Annotated in this window: 16 protein-coding genes and 3 pseudogenes; 12 read left to right on the plus strand and 7 right to left on the minus strand. The window is 69.7% G+C overall.

Features of this window, described 5'->3' with window-relative positions:
• Positions 1-523: 523 nt before the first annotated feature.
• Positions 524-1,042: a winged helix-turn-helix transcriptional regulator gene (locus SKC42_RS20170; protein WP_330966045.1), complete on the minus strand. Its 519-nt coding sequence runs from the start codon at positions 1,040-1,042 to the stop codon at positions 524-526.
• A gap of 74 nt (positions 1,043-1,116) precedes the next feature.
• Between SKC42_RS20170 and SKC42_RS20175 the strand changes: the two genes are divergently transcribed.
• On the plus strand, positions 1,117-1,473 hold the full coding sequence (locus SKC42_RS20175; RefSeq protein WP_330966046.1) for a nuclear transport factor 2 family protein: 357 nt from the start codon (positions 1,117-1,119) through the stop codon (positions 1,471-1,473).
• Between the two features lie 255 nt (positions 1,474-1,728).
• Here the strand turns inward: SKC42_RS20175 and SKC42_RS20180 are convergent.
• Positions 1,729-1,997 (minus strand): annotated as a pseudogene (locus SKC42_RS20180) (alpha/beta fold hydrolase); the annotation flags it as partial.
• Between the two features lie 43 nt (positions 1,998-2,040).
• Positions 2,041-2,955 (minus strand): LysR family transcriptional regulator, encoded by a 915-nt coding sequence (locus SKC42_RS20185; RefSeq protein WP_330966047.1) that lies wholly within the window; start codon positions 2,953-2,955, stop codon positions 2,041-2,043.
• A gap of 171 nt (positions 2,956-3,126) precedes the next feature.
• On the opposite strand from SKC42_RS20185, the gene SKC42_RS20190 reads away from it, so the two are divergent.
• The 3 genes from SKC42_RS20190 (at position 3,127) to SKC42_RS20200 (ending at position 7,077) form a co-directional block, all read left to right on the plus strand.
• Positions 3,127-4,584, plus strand: a complete 1,458-nt coding sequence (locus SKC42_RS20190; protein ID WP_330966048.1) for an aldehyde dehydrogenase family protein — start codon at positions 3,127-3,129, stop codon at positions 4,582-4,584.
• A gap of 10 nt (positions 4,585-4,594) precedes the next feature.
• Positions 4,595-5,545 carry an amidohydrolase family protein gene (locus tag SKC42_RS20195; RefSeq protein ID WP_330966049.1) on the plus strand — a complete coding sequence of 317 codons (951 nt, stop codon included), beginning with the start codon at positions 4,595-4,597 and terminating at the stop codon, positions 5,543-5,545.
• A gap of 80 nt (positions 5,546-5,625) precedes the next feature.
• Complete coding sequence (locus tag SKC42_RS20200; RefSeq protein ID WP_330966050.1) at positions 5,626-7,077, plus strand: amino acid permease; 1,452 nt, start codon at positions 5,626-5,628, stop codon at positions 7,075-7,077.
• Here SKC42_RS20200 and SKC42_RS20205 read toward each other — a convergent pair.
• Complete coding sequence (locus tag SKC42_RS20205) at positions 7,074-7,667, minus strand: nucleotidyltransferase family protein (RefSeq protein WP_330966051.1); 594 nt, start codon at positions 7,665-7,667, stop codon at positions 7,074-7,076. The genes SKC42_RS20200 and SKC42_RS20205 overlap by 4 nt on opposite strands.
• Before the next feature lie 194 nt (positions 7,668-7,861).
• Between SKC42_RS20205 and SKC42_RS20210 the strand changes: the two are divergent.
• The 8 genes and pseudogenes from SKC42_RS20210 to SKC42_RS20245 all read left to right on the plus strand — a co-directional run.
• Positions 7,862-8,295, plus strand: a pseudogene (locus SKC42_RS20210) (molybdopterin cofactor-binding domain-containing protein); the annotation flags it as partial.
• A 128-nt stretch (positions 8,296-8,423) separates the two neighbouring features.
• Positions 8,424-8,573: pseudogene (locus SKC42_RS20215) on the plus strand (2Fe-2S iron-sulfur cluster-binding protein); the annotation flags it as partial.
• A gap of 101 nt (positions 8,574-8,674) precedes the next feature.
• Positions 8,675-9,271, plus strand: a complete 597-nt coding sequence (locus SKC42_RS20220) for a hypothetical protein (RefSeq protein WP_442932203.1) — start codon at positions 8,675-8,677, stop codon at positions 9,269-9,271.
• Between the two features lie 53 nt (positions 9,272-9,324).
• Positions 9,325-9,849, plus strand: coding sequence for a hypothetical protein (locus SKC42_RS20225; RefSeq protein ID WP_330966052.1), 525 nt, complete (start codon positions 9,325-9,327; stop codon positions 9,847-9,849).
• 70 nt (positions 9,850-9,919) lie between these two features.
• On the plus strand, positions 9,920-11,629 hold the full coding sequence (locus SKC42_RS20230) for an Hsp70 family protein (protein WP_330966053.1): 1,710 nt from the start codon (positions 9,920-9,922) through the stop codon (positions 11,627-11,629).
• A 115-nt stretch (positions 11,630-11,744) separates the two neighbouring features.
• A complete protein-coding gene (locus SKC42_RS20235; protein WP_330966054.1) occupies positions 11,745-14,471 on the plus strand; it encodes a (Fe-S)-binding protein in 2,727 nt (908 codons plus the stop codon).
• Between the two features lie 24 nt (positions 14,472-14,495).
• Positions 14,496-15,803: a pyridoxal phosphate-dependent aminotransferase gene (locus SKC42_RS20240; RefSeq protein ID WP_330966063.1), complete on the plus strand. Its 1,308-nt coding sequence runs from the start codon at positions 14,496-14,498 to the stop codon at positions 15,801-15,803.
• Between the two features lie 20 nt (positions 15,804-15,823).
• Positions 15,824-17,086, plus strand: coding sequence for a YibE/F family protein (locus tag SKC42_RS20245; RefSeq protein ID WP_330966055.1), 1,263 nt, complete (start codon positions 15,824-15,826; stop codon positions 17,084-17,086).
• Here SKC42_RS20245 and rfbA read toward each other — a convergent pair.
• The 3 genes from rfbA to SKC42_RS20260 are packed head-to-tail and all read right to left on the minus strand — an operon-like array spanning position 17,034 to position 19,054.
• Positions 17,034-17,903 carry a glucose-1-phosphate thymidylyltransferase RfbA gene (gene rfbA, locus SKC42_RS20250; protein ID WP_330966056.1) on the minus strand — a complete coding sequence of 290 codons (870 nt, stop codon included), beginning with the start codon at positions 17,901-17,903 and terminating at the stop codon, positions 17,034-17,036. The genes SKC42_RS20245 and rfbA overlap by 53 nt on opposite strands.
• A gap of 11 nt (positions 17,904-17,914) precedes the next feature.
• Positions 17,915-18,268 carry a nuclear transport factor 2 family protein gene (locus SKC42_RS20255; RefSeq protein ID WP_330966057.1) on the minus strand — a complete coding sequence of 118 codons (354 nt, stop codon included), beginning with the start codon at positions 18,266-18,268 and terminating at the stop codon, positions 17,915-17,917.
• A gap of 30 nt (positions 18,269-18,298) precedes the next feature.
• Entirely contained in the window at positions 18,299-19,054 is a 756-nt protein-coding gene (locus SKC42_RS20260; RefSeq protein ID WP_330966058.1) for a maleylpyruvate isomerase family mycothiol-dependent enzyme, read from the minus strand.
• Between the last annotated feature and the right edge of the window lie 185 nt (positions 19,055-19,239).

A 19,239-nucleotide genomic window follows, 5' to 3' on the forward strand; every position in this document is an offset into this window, starting at 1 on the left:
CCTTGAGCCTGGTTCACTCAACTTGTTGCCATCTTAACGGCGACCGGGCGCGTCTTGTTCCCGGGGTTTTCACGGGTCCGTCCGCGCCCACGCGTCGGGATGCCAGCTCCCAGCGATGGGAGGCGGGAATGCGCAGGCACCGACGGTACCTCGACATCAATTGAATCGGCTGCTGCAACGAGCTCAACGCCGCCTACGCCGCCGATGGATACGCACATCGGGTTGGGTCAGTTCCAGGACGCCCTGGCCGCCGCCGCCCGCGCAGTGGGCTACGACAACCTGGGGATCTGCGGTTAGCTGCTGGTCGAGTTGGTCGAGGCGGCCACCCGGTGCGGAGACCTTACGACGGCCGGCGAGGCGCTGGCACAGCTCATGGTCCGCACCGACGTGTGCCGACGCGCTCTACCGCCAAGCCCTCACCCACCTCCAAGGCAGCCCGGCCGTCGTGCATGTTGCGCGCACCCACCTGGTCTACGGCGAGTGGCTGCGCCGGGCGTCTCGTCGCGCAGAAGCCTCCGCGGATTCACCTTCGACTGACTTGCGGAGCCTGGACCGCAGCGGGCCGCCCGGCGTAGCGGTCCCGGAACGGCTTGCTGGCCGCGGGTCCCGCGGTGAACACGAAGTCGGGGCCGTCGACCCGCCGCCCCGAAACACGGTCGACCAGAACCGGTTCGGCCTCCACTCCGGTCTCCGCATCGACAAGCACCATGCTGCGCTCACGCGATTGCAGACGCGCGTTGCCCCACGCGGCCAGCGCGACGATCACCGGGCGCAGCGAGCGCCCCAGTTCGGTCAAGACGTATTCATGCCGAACGGGTTTCTCCCGATACGGACGCCGTTCGAAGATGCCGGCGTCGACCAGTCGCTTCAACCGGCCCGCCAGCAGGCTCGACGACACCCCCAGGTTCTCCTGGAACTCGTCGAAGCGCGTGTAACCGTCGAAGGCGTCGTGCAGGATCAGCAAGGTCCACCACTCTCCGACCAGCCCCAGCGTCGCCGACAGGGGGCACTCCCGGTCCTCGAGCCGAATCTTCTCCGTCATTGCGCCACCTTGACTTCTAAATCAGAAGTTACTAACTTCAATTTCAGAAGCGAGTCTACCCAGGGGAGAAGATCATGAGCCAAGAGTCGTTGCCCCAAGCCATTTCGGACTATCTGGCCGCGTCTGTGCGGCGCGACGTCGATGCGGTGGTCGCCTGTTTCAGCAAGGACGCCAGCGTGTTCGACGAGGGCAAACACCGGGCCGGTCGCGCCGAGATACAACGATGGCGCGAAGACGTCGACACCGCATTCGAATACACGTCCACTGTCACTGCCGCGAAGGCGCTCGGCGGCGCCGACGGTACGCAGCACTACGACGTGCACCTGCATCTCGAGGGCAACTTCCCCGGCGGCGAGGTCGACCTCATCAACAGCTTCGTCGTGCGCGACGACCACATCGTGGACCTTCGCATCGTGCCGGCGGGCTCGTGACCCCCCGTTACCGGCTCGCCTCGGGCGTTCGGCGCCTGGCTGCATCCCGGCTATGGAGATGCTGCTCGCATCGAAATGGCTACCGAGGCCGAACAATTGGGTTATCTGACGGTGTGGCTGGGCCTTGGTACCGCGTCAATTGAAGACCTCGCGCCGGTCAACCGGATCCGGGAAGGGACCGCCTCCATCGTCGTCGCGACCGCGATCGTCAACATGTGGACCAACGACGCTTCGGCCAGCAGCGCCGCTGACTTCGGGCCCCGCCGACAGGTTCCGGTGGAACACCGACCGGTTCGCCGCCAACTGCGCCTGCAGATCGTCGAACACCGATTTGGGGAGGCCATCGGGGTTGGCGTCGGTCTGAACCATGAGCGGCGGGACCGCGCTGATGAGAACGGCCTTGGCGGCCCTGGCTCACCGTGCCGAGCGAGGTAACGCACGACTTCGCCCCCGCCGGTGGAGTGGCCGACGTGAATCGCGTCGCGGAGGTTGAGATGCTCGACGAGCTCCGCGAGGTCGTCGGGTAATGACGCGGCGTCCTGCGGACCGGTAGTTCTGGTCCCGGCGTCAGGGCACGCCGGGCGCGCCACGGTCGGGAATCATCTCCTCGATCAGGGAGAACACCGCGCGCGTGGCCGCGCCGGGCGGGCGGACCGCGGACATCGCGACGTAGAGGCGCCAGCAGAGGTCCTGATCGGCGATGCGCACGGTCGCCAGGCCGTGGTCCCCGATTTCGTCGAGGATGAATCGGCTCAAGAAGCCGATTCCGATGCCGTTGCGGATGTGGGTCGCGGTCGTGCCGATGTCCGCGATCTCGAGCGCGATCGTGCGCTCCACCCCGGCCGCCGCGAAGGCCCGGTCCACCACCGCCCGGTTGCCGTAGCCGGGCGAACCGTCGACGAACGTCATCCCGGCCAGCTCGGCGAGCCGGACGGTCTCCCGCTCGGCGAGCGGATGGTCGGCGGGCACCACCAGCAGCAGCGGGTACTCGGCGACGAGCCGCGCGTGCAGATCGTCCGGCGGCCCGTCGGTGAAGACGGTGAACGCGACGTCGAGGTCGCCGGCCCGGAGTTGCTGCACCAGCCCGGCAGACCCCTCGCGGGCGGAGCGAAGCTGGACCAGCACCCCGGGATGCCGGGCGTAGAGCTTGGACAGCAGCGTGGGCAGGTCGATGATGTTGATCGAGGTGAGCGTCCCGAGGGTGACGGTGCCACGGACGGCCCCGCGGGCGGCCGCGACGGCGTCGACAGCCGCGCGGGCGGCGTCCAGGGTGGTACGGGCCCGTGGCGCCAGCGCGCGTCCCGCGGCGGTCAGCGTCACACCGGCCGGCCCCCGGACGAACAGTTGCGCGCCGAGCTCGCGCTCGAGCGCCTTGATCGTCGACGAGACCCCGGACTGCACCACGTGCAGCTTCTCGGCGGCGCGGGTGAAGCCATGGTTGTCCGCGACGGCGAGGAAATACTCCAGCTGGCGAAGCTCCACGTGGCCATTATCACCCTGCGTGATAGCCCCCATCAGAAACCGGTATTGGCACCGATAGCGCTGGTCAACGTACCGTTCGCTTGGAGTTACCCCTCCGGTTGATCGACCACGGTCCATCCGCGGTCCATCCCCTCCCCCTCACTGTGCTGGACGGTGCCTATGGCTTACCCCTTGCCGACCTTGACCAGGATCCGGACGCGTTGGTCGTCGGCGTCCACCGACGACCAGTTCGTCGTTCAGAACCCCGCGACGGGCCAGACGGTCACCGTCGTCCAGGGCTCCGGCGCCGAGGAGGTGGACCAGGCGGTGCGCGCGGCGCACTCCGCCCACCTGCGGTGGAAGCGGCGCCCGGCGGGCGAACGCGGACGGTACTTGCGCGAGGTGGCGGAGGTGATCCGCGCCAACGCCGACGAGCTTGCCCAGCTCGAGTCGCTGGAGATGGGCAAGCCGTTCACCCAGGCGCGCAACGTCGATGTGGACGCGGCGATCAACATCTTCGAGCACTTCGCCGACGCGGCGGAGGCGCTGCCCGGCGTGGCCCGCGACGACGCCGGCGAGCGGGGGCCCGTCTCCGGCATGACCACCCTGGAGCCGTACGGGGTGGTCGCCTGCCTCGTGCCGTTCACGTGGCCCCCGATCCACACGGCGGCGAAGGTCGCGCCGGCGCTCGCCGTCGGAAACGCCGTGGTGCTCAAGCCGCCGGAGCAGACTCCGTCGGTGGTGCTGCGCATGGTGGAACTGATGCAGTCGGTGCTACCGGACCGCGTGGTGCACGCCGTGCCGGGCAGGGGCGAGGTGAGCGGCGTGCTGGCCGGTCACCGGTTGGTGGGCAAGGTCTCCTTCACCGGCTCACCGCGGACCGGCGCCGCCGTGTTGCGGACCGCCGCGCCCAACCTGACGCCGACCCTGCTGGAGTTGGGCGGCAAGAACCCTCTGCTGGTCTTCGACGACGCCGATCAGCACGAGGCCCTGCTGGCCGCCGTCGACGGCGGATTCTTCAGCCACGGCGAAATACGCGCCGCGTCGTCGCGGATCCTGGTGCAGCACAACATCATCGAGGAATTCGGGGAGAAGCTGTGTGCGGCGGTGCGGCGGTTGCGGGTCGGCGACGGCGCGGACCCGGACACCGACGTCGGGCCGGTGGTCACCCGCGCGCAGCAGAAGCAGGTCCTCGACTACCTCGGCATCGGCGTTGCCGAGGGTGCGCGCATCGCCGCGCAGGCGCCGCTGCCAGACGACCCTCGACTGGCGGACGGCTTCTTCGTCTCCCCGACCGTGCTGACCGACGTGACCCCCCGCATGCGGGTGGCCCGGGAGGAGATCCTCGGACCGGTCGTCGCCCTCATCCCGTTCGCCGACGAGGACGAGGCCGTGCGGATTGCCAACGGCACCCGGTTCGGGCTGGCGGCGGCCGTATTCACCCGGGACGGCGACCGGGCGCTTCGGGTCAGCCGGCGGATGCGGGCGGGCACCGTGTTCGTCAACCGCGGGGTGGGTGTGTGCGGCTTCGTAGGCAACAACACCCAGCAGACACTCGCGGAATATGGGTACACCAAGACGATCCGGCTCGCCGACAACCGCGAGCGGCGGCCAGTCTGGACCGCCGCCGCCCGACTACTCGAGGGGTAGACACGACCGAATGCGCACGATCGCGCTCGAAGAGCATTTCGTCACGGCGGAATTCCTGAACGGTCCGGGCGGCTGGCTGAAATCGCGGCAGGGGATCGTGGAACCGATCAGCGACCTCGGCGACGGCCGGATCGCGGCGATGGACGACGCGGGCGTCGACCTGGCGGTGCTGTCGCTGGCGGCGCCGGGGGTCGAACAGCTGGACCCGCCGGACGCCGTTCCGCTGGCTCGCGCCTGCAACGAGGAGCTCGCCGCCGCGATCGCGCGCCACCCCGACCGGCTGGCGGGATTCGCCGCCCTGCCCATCAGCGCGCCCGAGCGGGCGGTCAAGGAGCTCGAGCGGACGGTGCGCGACCTCGGCTTCCTGGGTATGGTGGTCAACGGCCACAGCCAGGGCCGCTATCTCGACGATCCGTTCTTCGCCCCCGTGCTGGAGTGCGCCGCCGCGCTGCGGGCCCCGATCTACCTGCACCCCACCGTGCCGCCGGCCGGCGTGATCGAGTCCTGCTACGCGGGCTTCGCCGACCGCGTCACGTTCGCGCTGGCCACCGTGGGGTGGGGGTGGCACATCAACACGGGCACCCACGTGCTGCGGATGATCCTCGGCGGCGTGTTCGACCGTTACCCGACGCTGCAGGTGATCATCGGGCACATGGGCGAGGCGACACCGTTCATGCTCCCGCGGTTCGACGCCACGCTGTCCCCGGAGTTGACCGGCCTAAAGCGCCCGATCAGCTCCTACCTTCGAGAGAACTTCAACTACACGTTCGCGAACTTCAACGACGAAGCGACCTACGCGAACCTGGTCGCCCAGGTCGGCGTTGACCGGGTGGCTTTCTCGGCCGACTATCCCTTCGGATCCATGCGCGTGGCGCGCGCTTTCCTGGACAACCTGCCGCTCAGCCGCGACGATCGGGCCCGCATCAGCCACCGCAACGCCGAACGGATGCTGGGGATCTAGGTTTAGCCGGTCTGGGCCACCGTGCGCAGCGTCCATGGTTTAGCCTGGGGTCTCCCCGGAGTCACTACCGCAGGAGCTCGATGTCATCACCCGACAGTGCTCGGCTAACGCGTGAAGACGCGGGTTACCACAAAGGCCTCAAGAACCGGCAGATCCAGATGATCGGCCTCGGCGGGGCCATCGGCACAGGTCTCTTCCTGGGTGCCGGCGGGCGGCTCGCATCAGCGGGCCCCGGGCTGTTCGTGGTCTACGCGGTGTGCGGGGTCTTCGTGTTCTTAATCCTGCGCGCGCTGGGCGAGCTGGTGCTGCACCGCCCGTCGTCGGGCTCCTTCGTGTCCTATGCCCGCGAATTCTTCGGCGAAAAGGTCGCTTTCGTGGCGGGCTGGATGTACTTCATGAACTGGGCGATGACGGGCATCGTGGACACCACCGCGATCGCCCACTACTGCCACTACTGGGGCGCCTTCCAGGCGGTCCCGCAGTGGACGCTCGCGTTGATCGCGCTGGTAGTCGTGCTGTCGATGAACCTGATCTCGGTGAAGCTCTTCGGCGAGTTGGAGTTCTGGGCCTCGTTGATAAAGGTGCTGGCGCTGGTGACGTTCCTCGTGATCGGCGTGGTGTTCCTGGTGGGTGGGTTCAAAGTCGACGGCCAGGGCACCGGCCCCCAGCTCTGGGAGAGCCACGGCGGCCTCCTGCCGGCCGGATTGCTGCCCCTGGTGCTGGTTACCTCGGGGGTGGTGTTCGCCTACTCCGCCGTCGAGCTGGTCGGCATCGCGGCCGGTGAGACGGAGAACCCCGAGGAGATCATGCCGCGGGTGATCAACTCGGTGGTGCTGCGCGTCGCCGTGTTCTATATCGGGTCGACGGTGCTGCTGGCGCTGCTGCTGCCCTACACCGCGTACCGCGACCATGTGAGCCCGTTCGTGACGTTCTTCTCCAAGCTCGGGTTCGGCGGCGCCGGCAGCCTGATGAACGTCGTGGTCCTCACCGCCGCACTGTCAAGCCTGAACGCCGGACTGTATTCCACGGGCCGCATCCTGCGGTCGATGGCGCTCAACGGCAGCGGCCCGAAATTCACGGCCCCGATGTCCAAGAACGGCGTGCCGTTCGGCGGGATCCTGCTCACCGGCGCCATCGGCCTGTTCGGCATCGTCCTCAACGCCGTCAAACCGAGCCAGGCGTTCGAGATCGTGCTGCACCTTGCCGCGGTCGGCGTGGTGGTGGCCTGGGGCACAATCGTGGCCAGCCAGCTGCGGTTGCACCGGCTGGCGCGGGCCGGGCGGGTGCAACGTCCGAGCTTCCGGATGCCGCTGTCCCCCTACAGCGGCTATCTCACGCTGGTCTTTCTGGCCAGCGTGGTCGTCCTGATGTTGTTCGACAGGGTGCAGGGTCCGTGGCTGATGGGCGCGTTTGTCTTCGGCACCGTGGCGCTCACCGCCGGCTGGTATTTCGTCCGTCACCGCGTGCGGGCCGCCGCGCAGGACCCAGGTGTAACGACGTCGCCCCTCAGCGACCCGCCGGTGGCGGCTTAGCCGTCGGGCACGTCTCCCGGGTAATCGATGTCGTGGCCGTCGGCGAGGTCGGCGCAGTCGACGCGCATGACGTCGTCGCGGCCGCGCAGGTAGGCGCCCGCACCCTGGTCCCCGGACAACCTGGCGAGGACCGCCGGCCAGTGGTCCCGGGCCAGGACCACCGGATGGCCCGGCCGGTCGCCGAAATACGCCCGCGCCAGCCCGGCACCGGAGCGCGCCACCCGGTCCAGGACGCGCGCCACCACGTCCGGTCCGACGTCGGGGGTGTCGATGACGTGCAGCACCGCGTCGTCCGCCCGCAGGCGGTCGGCCGCGGCCAGGGCGGCTCGGACCGAGGCGCTCAGCCCGTCCTCCCAATCCGGCGCCACGACCGCAGTCACCCCGGGCGGCGGAACGACCTGGCCGGCGCCGAGCACGATGACGACGTCCGCGCAGCCCCCGCCGCGCAGCGCGCCGACGGCGGCTTCCAGCCACCCGTCGACCAGGACCTTCGGCTTGCCGTACCGCCGTCCCGCGCCGGCGGCCAGCAGCACCCCGACGCGCCGGCGCCCGGAGATCCTCGACCGGTCCCTCGGCTGCGATAACGCCACTCTCACATAATGGCATTGAGCTTCTCCCGCTATGCCGGGACCCGTGTCCAGCGCGTCGAGGACGGCCGGCCGCTGATCGGCCGCGGCGGCCCTCACCGACTTCACCCGCGTCCGGACGTCGGAGGTGCACGACGGTTTCCCCGGCAACGTGGCCGGCTGGCTGGGCGGGGCGGCAACAGATCTACGCGCCGGTGCCGACCGAGACATTCTTACAGGCCGTGAAACTCCTTGACGCCCAGGGATTTCGGAAGGAACAGCGCGACGCGCTCGCGCAGGGCCGCCACCGGCCACCTGGCCACCTGGCCGCCGAGGGCTGCATCATCCGGATGGAGCCGACCGGCAAGATGAACGTCTACGTCAACGGCGGCTCGAGCGGAACAGCCTGGAAACCAACGTGATTCAGCCCACCGCCGACGCGCTGGGTGCCGACATCGACGACGTGGCGACCATCCAGGGCGACCCGGTAATCACCCCGTACGGCCCGATGACGGCCGGGGCCGTCGGCGAGACCGGCGCCATCCTGCGCGAAAGGCTCGTCGCGCTGGCCGCGCATCGCCTCAGAGTCGCCGAATCCGAAGTGGAGCTGGCGTATTCGGTGGCCGGCGTGCGCGGTGACCCGTCGAAAAGGGCGGGTTTGCGGTCCGGGAGTTCTCACGCCGGCACGGCGATTTCGCGATCGCGGGGGCGGCTGAGGCGGCGGTGATCGGCAAACCGGCCGGCGGCCTGAAAGTCGACGAGATCGGGCGCGCCGCCATGGCCCTGCTGCGCGACAACCCCGATCCGACCGACGCCGAGATCCGGGAAGGCCTGTCCGGCAACTTCTGCCGGTGCACGGGTTACCGGGGCATCGTGGCGGCGGCGCACCGGGCGGCCGAGCTGATGCGCGAATCGATCACGCCGCGATAAAGATTCGCCATCGGCGTGCATCCGCGGGCGCGTCACTGCGGCCGCTTTCGGCGCCCGCTGTTTAGTCTGATCCCGGTATTGGACCGAGCTGGGAGTTACGCGTGCTGTTGCCTCGAAAGGTGCGGTGGGGGCTGGCCGGCGGATCCTTGCTGCTCGTCCCCGTATTCATCAGCCCCGCCCTGATCGACGGCTGCGCCTCGATCATCGAGGGAAAGCCGGTCGCCGCGCCGGGGGCCGGCCCGGTCGAGCCCACCTTCCCCACCCCCAGGCCGACCACCCCGACGCCCGCGCCGACGGCGCCGGGCACCACCACGGCCCCGCCGTCGGCGCCGGGCGCCCCGACCCCGCCCGCCGGGGCCATTCCGCTGGCGCCCGACCAGAACGGCTACGTCTTCATCGAGACGAAGTCCGGGCAGACCCGCTGCCAGATCAACAAGGACACCGTGGGGTGCGAGGCGCCGTTCACCAATTCCCCGATGCAGGAAGGCGAGCACGCCAACGGCGTCAGCATCAGTTCCGCCGGCAACGTGCAATGGGTGCTGGGCAACCTCGGGGCCATCCCGACCGTCACCATCGACTACAAGACCTACAACGCGCAGGGCTGGACGATCGTCGCCACCGCCGACGGCACCCGGTTCACCAACGACCGCACCCAGCACGGCATGTTCGTCAGCCTCGACAAGGTCAACACCTTCTGACCCGACGCCGCGGCCGGACCGGGACCACAGGTGGCCTTAGTACCATCGGTGCCGTGGCACGCAACGGCCCACCCGACGACTTCCACAACCAGGCGACCCAGTTCGGCGATTACAGCAAGGGCGGGCCCCCGTCGGCGGCCGAGCCCCCGCCCCCTCCGGCGGCGCCGCCCGAGGACGAGTGGCCGCAGTTCGCGGACCCGCTGCACGAGCCCGAGCCGACCCCCTGGTACCGCAAACCGGCGGCGCTGATCGCCTGGATCGTGGCCGTCCTGATCCTCATCGGCCTGATCGTCTTCGGCGTCCTGGAGCTGCTGCACGGCGACCAGGGCACCAGCCACACGCCGTCTACCAGCAGCACGACCCCGGCGACGACCACAACCACCACCACGACCGGGACCACCGCGCCGACCACCACCGAGCCCCCGAGCAGCACCGCGTCGGAGCCGCCCGCCCAGCAGCAGCCGCGCCAGCCGACCCAGCCGCAGCCGACCCACCGGCACCACCTGCCGCAGCTGCCGTCGGTGATCACGATCCCGGAGGTGCCGACCGTGATCACCCTGCCGCCAGGCCTCAACTGACGGGCCGAGCCGCTAAGGTGAGGGCCGCCGGGCTATCGCCAGCCGGACAACTGATACAGGGGTGCGCTATATGAGCGAATCGCTCGGGCTGTCGATCGGCGTGGCCCACCTGGTCGCGGCCCGCTCCGGCGGCGCCCCGGTCACCCGCAGCCCCGTCGTGACGCTGTTCGAGAACCGGCCCACGGAGGTGGGCCTGCCCGAGGAAAATCCCAATCTCACCGGGCAGGGGCTGGTGCTGCGCGGGTTCGTCGAGCGGGTCGGCGACCGCACCCCGCTGGTCGCCGCCGACGGCACGAAGTACCTCGGCGAGGTCCTCACGGTGGAAGCGATCGAGGCCATGGCCCGCACCGTCGGGTACGGGACGCCCGTCACGATCGCGACCCCGGCGTACTGGTCGGAGGCCCAGTCCACCGCGTTGCGTGAGGAGTTCTTCGCCCAACCGGACCTCGCGCGCGCCGGCGTGCCCCCGGTCTTGGTTCCCGACGCCACCGCGGCGCTGGCCGCCCTGCGCGCCCAGCCGGGATTCCCGGTGGGCGGCGTCGTCGCCCTGTGCGATTTCGGCGCCGGCGGCACCAGCATCAGCCTGTTCGATGCCGGCTCCGGCTACCGGCAGATCGGGCCCTCGGTGCGCAACACCGACTTCTCCGGCGATGCACTCGACCAACTCGTCCTCGAGCAGGCGAGCGCGCCCGCGGCCACCGCCGACGTCGCGAGCACCACCCGGATCGGCTCGCAGAGCCGGCTGCTCGGCGAGTGCCGGCGCGCCAAGGAACAACTGTCTTCGGCCACCACGGCGACGGTCTCGGTCGGGTCCGGCGAAACCGTCACGCTGACGCGCACCGACTTCGAGCGACTCGTCACCGAACCGCTGGACCGGTTCGCCGGCGCGGTCGAAGAGGTGTTGCGGCGCAACGGAATCGCCGGTAGCGGGCTGGCCGCCGTGGCGACCGTCGGCGGTGGCGCCGCCATTCCGCTGATCGGCAGGCGGCTCGCCGAACGCTTCGGGGTCACCATCCACACCGCGCCGCAGCCCGCGTTCAGCGCGGCCGTCGGCGCGGCCGTGCTCGGCGACCGGCAGTTGTCGTCCGGTGCACCCACCGCGGCGGCGGCCGCCGTCGAAACGCCCACCGAGATGGTTCGCACCGCCCGGGCCGCCGACGCCGACCCCGTCCTGGCCTGGTCGGAAGACGACGACGACACCGGTGAGCCGGTGCCTTACACGGGGCCGGACATGACCGGCCAGTACGACAGGGAAGCGCCGAAGGCCGCCGAGGTCTATCCCGGCGCCGACGCGGACCGCCTTCCCGCCGAACCGGGCGGCCTGCCCTGGTACAAGCGGACCGCGCTGGTGCTCAGCGTGGCGGGTGCGGCCGCGGCCGTTCTGGTCGCCGTCGTGCTGGCGCTCACGCTGGGCCACGACAAACCCGCTCCCGCCAGCACCACCGCGCCCAACACCCCGGCGCCGTCGCAGACGGTCACCATCACCGGGCCGAACGACATCACGACCGTGACGGTGGTCCCCGCGCCGCCACCCCCTTCGACGCAGCCGACGGAGACCACGTCCGCCGCCCCGCCGCCGAGCACCACGACGAGCACGACGACGACCAACCCGACGACGACAAACCCGACGACGACGAACCCGCCCACGACGACGACCACGGCGCCGCCGACCACCACCAGCCAACAGCCGACGACGACGCAGCCCACCACCACCGCCGCGCCGACCACGACGCGCGAACGGCCGCTGCCCCCGCCCTTCCAGCTGCCCCTCCGGCCCTAGCCCAGGCGAAGTTAGGGCAGCCTTTCTCGCGGCTCAGGCCGCGAAGATGCAACTATGAGCAGGGCTGATCAGCACAAAGCAGGCTGATTCACACTAGGCATTGGGGAGATTTTCTGTGACCACGCAGATGCTCATCAGACTGACCGTGGGCATGGGCATGACGCTGCTCGTGGTGGCGCTTGCCGCACGACGGGTCCTGTTCCTGTTCCAACTGGTCACGGCCGGCAAACCCGCGCCGGGGCACACCGACGACCCCGGCCGGCGGGTCTGGACGGAGATTGCGGAGGTCTTCGGGCAGCGCCGCCTGCTGAAGTGGTCGATCCCCGGCCTGGCCCACTTCTTCACGATGTGGGGCTTCTTCATCCTGCTCACGGTGTACATCGAGGCCTACGGCCTGCTGTTTCAGGACAACTTCCACATCCCGATCATCGGCCGGTGGGACGCGCTCGGCTTCCTCCAGGACTTCTTCGCGACGGCCGTCTTCCTGGGCATCACCACGTTCGCGATCATCCGCCTGACCCGCAGCCCACGTGAGATCGGCCGTTCGTCGCGGTTCTACGGATCGCACACCGGCGGCGCGTGGCTGGTGCTGTTCATGATCTTCAACGTCATCTGGACCTACGTGCTGGTCCGCGGGTCGGCCGTCAACAACGGCACCCTGCCCTACGGCAAGGGCGCGTTCCTGTCCCAGCTGTTCGGCGTGATCCTGCGCCCGCTCGGCCAGCCTGCCAACGAGATCATCGAGACGACGGCCCTGCTGCTGCACATCGCGGTCATGCTGGCGTTCCTCATCATCGTGCTGCACTCCAAGCACCTGCACATCTTCACCGCGCCGATCAACGTCATCTTCAAGCGGCTGCCCGACGCCCTGGGCCCGCTGCTGCCGCTCGAATACGACGGCAAGCCGATCGACTTCGAAAACCCGCCCGACGACGCCCAGTTCGGCCGCGGCAAAATCGAGGACTTCAGCTGGAAGGGGATGCTCGACTTCGCCACCTGTACCGAGTGCGGGCGCTGCCAGTCGCAGTGTCCCGCCTGGAACACCGGCAAGCCGCTGTCGCCGAAGCTCGTCATCATGGACCTCCGCGACCACTGGATGGCCAAGGCGCCCTACATCCTGGGCAAGAAGGAGACGCCCACCGAGAACACTCCGGAGGGCGGGCTCGGCGAGGAAGTGGCCGGCGAGAAGCACGAAGAGGAACACCACGTTCCGGAGTCCGGCTTCGGCCGCGTGATGGGCTCCGGGCCCGAGCAGGCCACCCGCCCGCTGGTCGGCACCGCCGAGCAACGCGGCGTCATCGACCCCGACGTGCTGTGGTCGTGCGTGACGTGCGGCGCGTGCGTCGAGCAGTGCCCGGTGGACATCGAGCACATCGATCACATCGTTGATATGCGCCGCTACCAGGTGATGATGGAGTCCGAGTTCCCGACGGAACTGTCGGTGCTGTTCAAGAACCTGGAAACCAAAGCCAACCCGTGGGGGCAGAACGCCTCCGACCGCACCAACTGGATCGACGAGGTCGACTTCGACGTCCCCGTGTACGGCGAGGACGTCGACAGCTTCGACGGCTTCGAATACCTGTTCTGGGTGGGCTGCGCCGGCGCGTACGACGACAAGGCCAAGAAGACGACCAAGGCCGTCGCCGAGCTGCTGGCCATCGCCGGGGTGAAGTACCTGGTGCTCGGCACCGGGGAGACCTGCAACGGCGACTCCGCGCGCCGCTCGGGCAACGAGTTCCTGTTCCAGCAGCTGGCCGCCCAGGCCGTCGAGACGCTGGACGGCGTCTTCGAGGGCACCGAGACCGTCGACCGCAAGATCGTCGTCACGTGCCCGCACTGCTTCAACACGCTGGGCCGCGAATACCGGCAGCTCGGCTCGAACTACTCGGTGCTGCACCACACCCAGCTGCTGAACCGGCTGATCCGCGACAACAAGCTGGTGCCGGTTACCCCCGTGTCGCAGGACATCACCTACCACGACCCGTGCTACCTGGGCCGCCACAACAAGGTGTACGAGGCGCCGCGCGAGCTGATCGGCGCGGCCGGCGCGACGCTGACCGAGATGCCGCGCCACGCCGAGCGCAGCTTCTGCTGCGGCGCGGGCGGTGCCCGGATGTGGATGGAAGAGCACATCGGCAAGCGGATCAACCACGAGCGCGTCGACGAGGCGCTGGCCACCGGGGCGTCCACCATCGCGACCGGCTGCCCGTTCTGCCGGGTGATGGTCACCGACGGCGTCAACGACCGGCAGGAGGAGGCCGGCCGCAGCGGCGTCGAGGTGCTCGACGTGGCCCAGGTGCTGCTCGGGTCGCTCGAGTACGACAAGGCGACGCTGCCGGAGAAGGGCACGGCCGCAAAGCAGGCCGAGAAGCGCGCACCGAAGCCGGAACCGAAGGCCGCCGTCGCGGCGCCGAGCGCACCGGCCGAGGCGCCCGAAGCCGAGGCGCCCGAAGCGGAAGCGCCGAAGGCGGAAGCGCCCGCGGCGCCGGTGAAGGGCTTGGGCATCGCCGGGGGCGCCAAGCGTCCCGGCGCCAAGAAGGCCGCCCCGAAGACCGAGGCTCCCGCCGCGAAGGCGACCGAGGCACCGGCCGAGGCGGAGGCGCCCAAGGCCGAAGCTCCGGCGGCTCCCGTGAAGGGCCTCGGCATCGCCGCGGGCGCCAAGCGTCCCGGCGCCAAGAAGGCCGCCCCCGCGAAGGCCGAGGCTCCCAAGGCGGAGGCCCCCAAGGCCGAGCCGACGCCCGAAGCCGAAGGCAACGGCGAGGCGTCCCCGCCGGCGGCCCCCACACCGCCGGTCAAGGGGCTGGGCATCGCACGCGGCGCCCGCCCGCCGGGCAAGCGTTGATCACAGATTGAGGTCCGTCAGCAAATTTCGGTAGACAGCGGTGGCACCATAGGTGGCGTGACTACCCACCAGCTGCCCCTGCACGGCCCCGGCCATCAGGCCGGTCACCACCGGCAGCGCACGTTCGCGCAGTCGTCCAAGCTGCAGAACGTCCTGTACGAGATCCGGGGGCCGGTGCACCAGCACGCCGCGCGGCTGGAGGCCGAGGGGCACCGCATCCTGAAGCTGAACATCGGCAACCCCGCGCCGTTCGGCTTCGAGGCGCCGGACGTGATCATGCGCGACATGATCCAGGCCCTGCCGTACGCCCAGGGCTACTCGGACTCGAAGGGCATCCTGCCGGCCCGGCGCGCGGTGGTCACCCGCTACGAGCTGGTCGAGGGCTTCCCCCGGTTCGACGTCGACGACGTCTTCCTGGGCAACGGGGTGTCCGAACTGATCACGATGACGCTGCAGGCCCTGCTCGACAACGGCGACCAGGTACTGATCCCGTCGCCGGATTACCCGCTGTGGACGGCGTCGACGTCGCTGGCCGGCGGCACCCCCGTCCACTACCTGTGCGACGAGACGCAGAACTGGCAGCCCGACATCGCCGACCTGGAGTCCAAGATCACCGAGCGCACCAAGGCGCTGGTCGTGATCAACCCGAACAACCCGACCGGCGCCGTCTACAGCCGCGAGGTGCTGACGCAGATGGTGGAGCTGGCGCGCAAGCACGAACTGCTGCTGCTCGCCGACGAGATCTACGACAAGATCCTTTACGACGACGCCAAGCACATCAGCGTGGCCACCCTGGCCCCCGACATGTTGTGCCTCACGTTCAACGGGCTGTCGAAGGCCTACCGCGTCGCCGGCTACCGGGCGGGCTGGCTGGCGATCACCGGGCCCAAGGACCACGCCAGCAGCTTCATCGAGGGGATCAGCCTGCTGGCCAACATGCGCCTGTGCCCCAACGTGCCCGCGCAGCACGGGATCCAGGTCGCTTTGGGCGGGCACCAGAGCATCGAGGACCTGGTGCTGCCGGGCGGCCGGCTGCTCGAGCAGCGCGACGTCGCCTGGGAGAAGCTCAACGAGATTCCGGGCGTCTCGTGCGTAAAGCCCGCGGGTGCGCTGTACGCGTTTCCCCGGCTGGACCCCGAGGTCTACGACATCGAGGACGACGAGCAGCTGGTCCTGGACCTGCTGCTGTCCGAGAAGATCCTGGTCGGTCAGGGCACCGGCTTCAACTGGCCCGCACCCGATCACCTGCGGATCGTGACGCTGCCGTGGGCGCGCGATCTGGCGGCCGCGATCGAGCGGCTGGGCAACTTCCTGGTCAGCTATCGCCAGTAATCGCCTCTACCGTGGAGCGCGTGACGCACTCCCACTCGTCCGGCCCGTCCCCGTTGCGCCCGCTGGCCGCGCGGATAGTCGTCGGGCTGCTGGCGGCGATCGGCCTGGCGGTGCTGGCGGGCGCGATCGCGTTATGGCCGAGCCGGCAGCACGTCGACATCCCGATGCCGTTCCAGAACGCGGCCGGCGGCGCCGTGAGCACCCAGGCCGGGCACGTCGTGTCGAGCGCCCTGGGCGACTGCGGTAGCCCGTCGGCCAGTCAGGTGCTGACCACCGCGCCGGCGCCCGCCGCGCCGGGCGCAGGGCGGTGCGTGCAGACGCTGATCGCGATCGATTCGGGGCCCAACGCCGGGGCCGGGACGCTGCTGGAGTTCTCCCCCGGCCCGGGACAGCCCCAGTTCGCGGCGGGGGACCGCGTGCGGCTCGTCCGGCAGGTTGACGACCAGGGCGCCACCAGCTACTCGTTCTATGACTTCGAGCGCGGCTGGCCGCTGGTGGCGCTGGCCGTCGCGTTCGCGGTGGTGATCGTCGCGGTCGCGCGCTGGCGCGGGCTGCTCGCGCTGGTCGGCATTGTCGTCGCGTTCGCCGTCCTGGTCGTCTTCCTACTGCCGGCGTTGCGCGACGGCGCGTCCGCGGTCCCCGTGGCGCTGGTGGCGTCGGCGGCCATCCTCTACGCCGTGATCTACCTCGCGCACGGGGTCAGCCTGCGGACCAGCGCCGCCCTGCTCGGCACCCTCTCGGCGTTGCTGCTGGCCGCCGGCTTATCCTGGGCGGCAATAGAATTGACGCATCTCACCGGCCTGTCGGACGAGCAGAACTCGGCGGTCAGCGCCTACCTGGGCAACGTGTCGATCAGCGGCCTGCTGCTGGCCGGCTTCATCATCGGGTCGCTGGGTGTGCTCAACGACGTCACGGTGACGCAGGCGTCGACGGTCTTCGAGCTCGCCCAGCTGGGCCGACCGTCCTCGCGCCGCGCCGTCTTCCTGGGCGCGCTGCGCGTGGGCCGCGATCACATCGCCAGCACGGTGTACACGCTGGTGCTGGCCTATGCCGGCAGCTCGTTGCCCCTGCTGCTGCTGTTCAGCGTCGCCAATCGGTCGCTGGCCGACGTGCTGACGGGCGAGAGCGTGGCCATCGAGCTGGTCCGGTCCGCGGTGGGCGGCATCGCGCTGGCCCTGTCGGTGCCGTTGACGACGGCGATCGCCGCGGTGCTGGCCACGCCGGGCCGCGTCACCTCCGACGTTCGAGCAGATCCAGCAGGTACGACCCGTAGCCCGACTTGAGCAGGGCATGGGCCCGCTCGGCCAGCTGCTCGTCGCCGATCCAGCCCTGGAGCCACGCCACCTCTTCGGGGACGCTGACCTTCAGGCCCTGCCGCCGTTCCAGGGTGCGGACGTAGTCACTGGCGTCCAGCAGCGAGTCGAACGTTCCGGTGTCCAGCCACGCCGTGCCGCGGGCCATCACCTCGACGGCGAGCCGGCCCCGGTTGAGGTAGATCTGGTTGACCTCGGTGATCTCGTACTCGCCGCGCGCCGATTTCTTGAGACCCTTCGCGATTTCGATCACGTCGTTGTCGTAGAAGTACAGGCCCGGGACGGCGAAGTTGGATTTCGGAGTGGCGGGCTTCTCCTCCAGCGAGAGCGCCATGCCGTCGTCACCGAATTCGACAACGCCGTAGGCCGACGGGTTGGCCACCCAGTAGGCAAAAATTGCTCCGCCGTTGATGGTTTGGAAGCGGCTCAGGCTGGTGCCCAGACCTGGGCCGTAGAAGATGTTGTCCCCCAACACCAATGCCACCGGCTCGTTGCCGATGTGGTTGGCGCCCAGCACGAATGCCTGGGCCAGGCCGTCCGGCCGCTCCTGCGTCGCATAGGTCAGGTTGATGCCCCACTGCGACCCGTCGCACAGCAGCCGCTCGAAGCCCGCCGCGTCGTGCGGCGTGGTGATGACCAGGATGTCGCGGATTCCCGCCATCATCAGGGTGGACAGCGGGTAGTAGATCATCGGTTTGTCGTACACGGGCAGCAGCTGCTTGCTGATGCCCTTGGTGATCGGGTGCAGGCGCGTTCCCGAGCCGCCCGCCAAGATGATGCCGCGCATGTTCTGACTCTCTATTCGACGAGGTCGTCCTCGGTGAGTTCGGTGGCCGCCAGCGCCGACGCCAGGTCCTGGTGCCGGAACACCGAGGTGACGCGGTCGTGGACGACGCGGAATGCGGACGCGGCGTCGGCCCCGTCGGCCTTCTGCTCGACGACCACGACGCCGTTGTGCACGTACAGGCGGCCCGGCTCGGCCTTGGCGGGGCCGGCGGCGGCCCACTTGCGGAGCGCCTCGTGCCCCTGGGCGGCCCCGTGCGCGTCACCGATCTCGATGTCGTCGCTGGACAGGGCAACCAAGGTGTCGAGGTCGGCGGCATTGAGGGCGTCGTGCCACGCCAGGACGGTGGCGATCTCCGATGTCGTCATGGTCAGCAAGTTACCGTGTGGCCGCGGTTCTCACAGCGGCGTCCGGTCCAACCAGGTCCGCCAGACGGCGTCGTCGCCGAAGAGCTGGATGCCGGTCTCGCCGATCGGGACTCGGCGCAGCATCGCCAGCAGCAACTCGGCGGCACCGCCGCGCAGCGCCACGCTGCCCTTGCTGTGCTCGTGGGCCCACGCGATCATGCCGCCGTCGGCACGGACTGTCCATTCGCCTGCTTCCCCCAGGTTCGGGTCTGTGGCGTGCAGGTGCAGGGTGTCGCCGTTTTCGAGCGGCAGCGGCGCGCCGCCGCGTCCTGCCTGGCTCGCGACCCGTTCCAGCCATTCGGTGATGGCGTCGGCCGCGATGTCGGGCGCGAGGGTGAACTCCCCACCCAAGGCGAGGGCGGCGTCGGCGCGGTGCACCGCGGTTTCGTGCAGCCGCCGCCGGACCCACCAATTCGCTGGGCGCGGCCCGAGGAAGGTCCACACCGGCGTCTCGGGACCGGTCAGCTTGACGGCGTCGACGAGGCGCTGGGCGCCGCCGTGCATCCAGGAGACGGCGTGGGCCGGATCGGGCGGGGGCTTGCCGCCCTCGACGGCGCGCAGGTCGGGGGGTTCGTCGAGCCGGTCGCGCACGATCTGCGCCGCCCAGCGGTGCCCGCGGCCGACGTGCCGGAAGAGCTGCTTAAGGTTCCACTCGGGGCAGGTCGGCACCGGCGTGGACTCGTCGACGTCGCGGAACAGTTCCGCGAATGCGCGGTTCTCGTCGAGAAAAGCGGCGGCGTAATCCACGCCGGTCAGGCTACTCGCCGCCGGTTATCCACAGTTGGGGGTTCATCCACAGGTTGGCGGTTGTGGGGTGTCGCGCGCCGTCGGGACCATCTATCTTCGAACATATGTGCGATTCGTTGAGCGCCGTCGAATTACGGTCGGCGACCGATGCGCAGCTGGTTGCGGCGATCGGCGACGGTGCGCGC

Source organism: Mycobacterium sp. 050134 (assembly GCF_036409085.1).
Lineage (GTDB): Bacteria > Actinomycetota > Actinomycetes > Mycobacteriales > Mycobacteriaceae > Mycobacterium.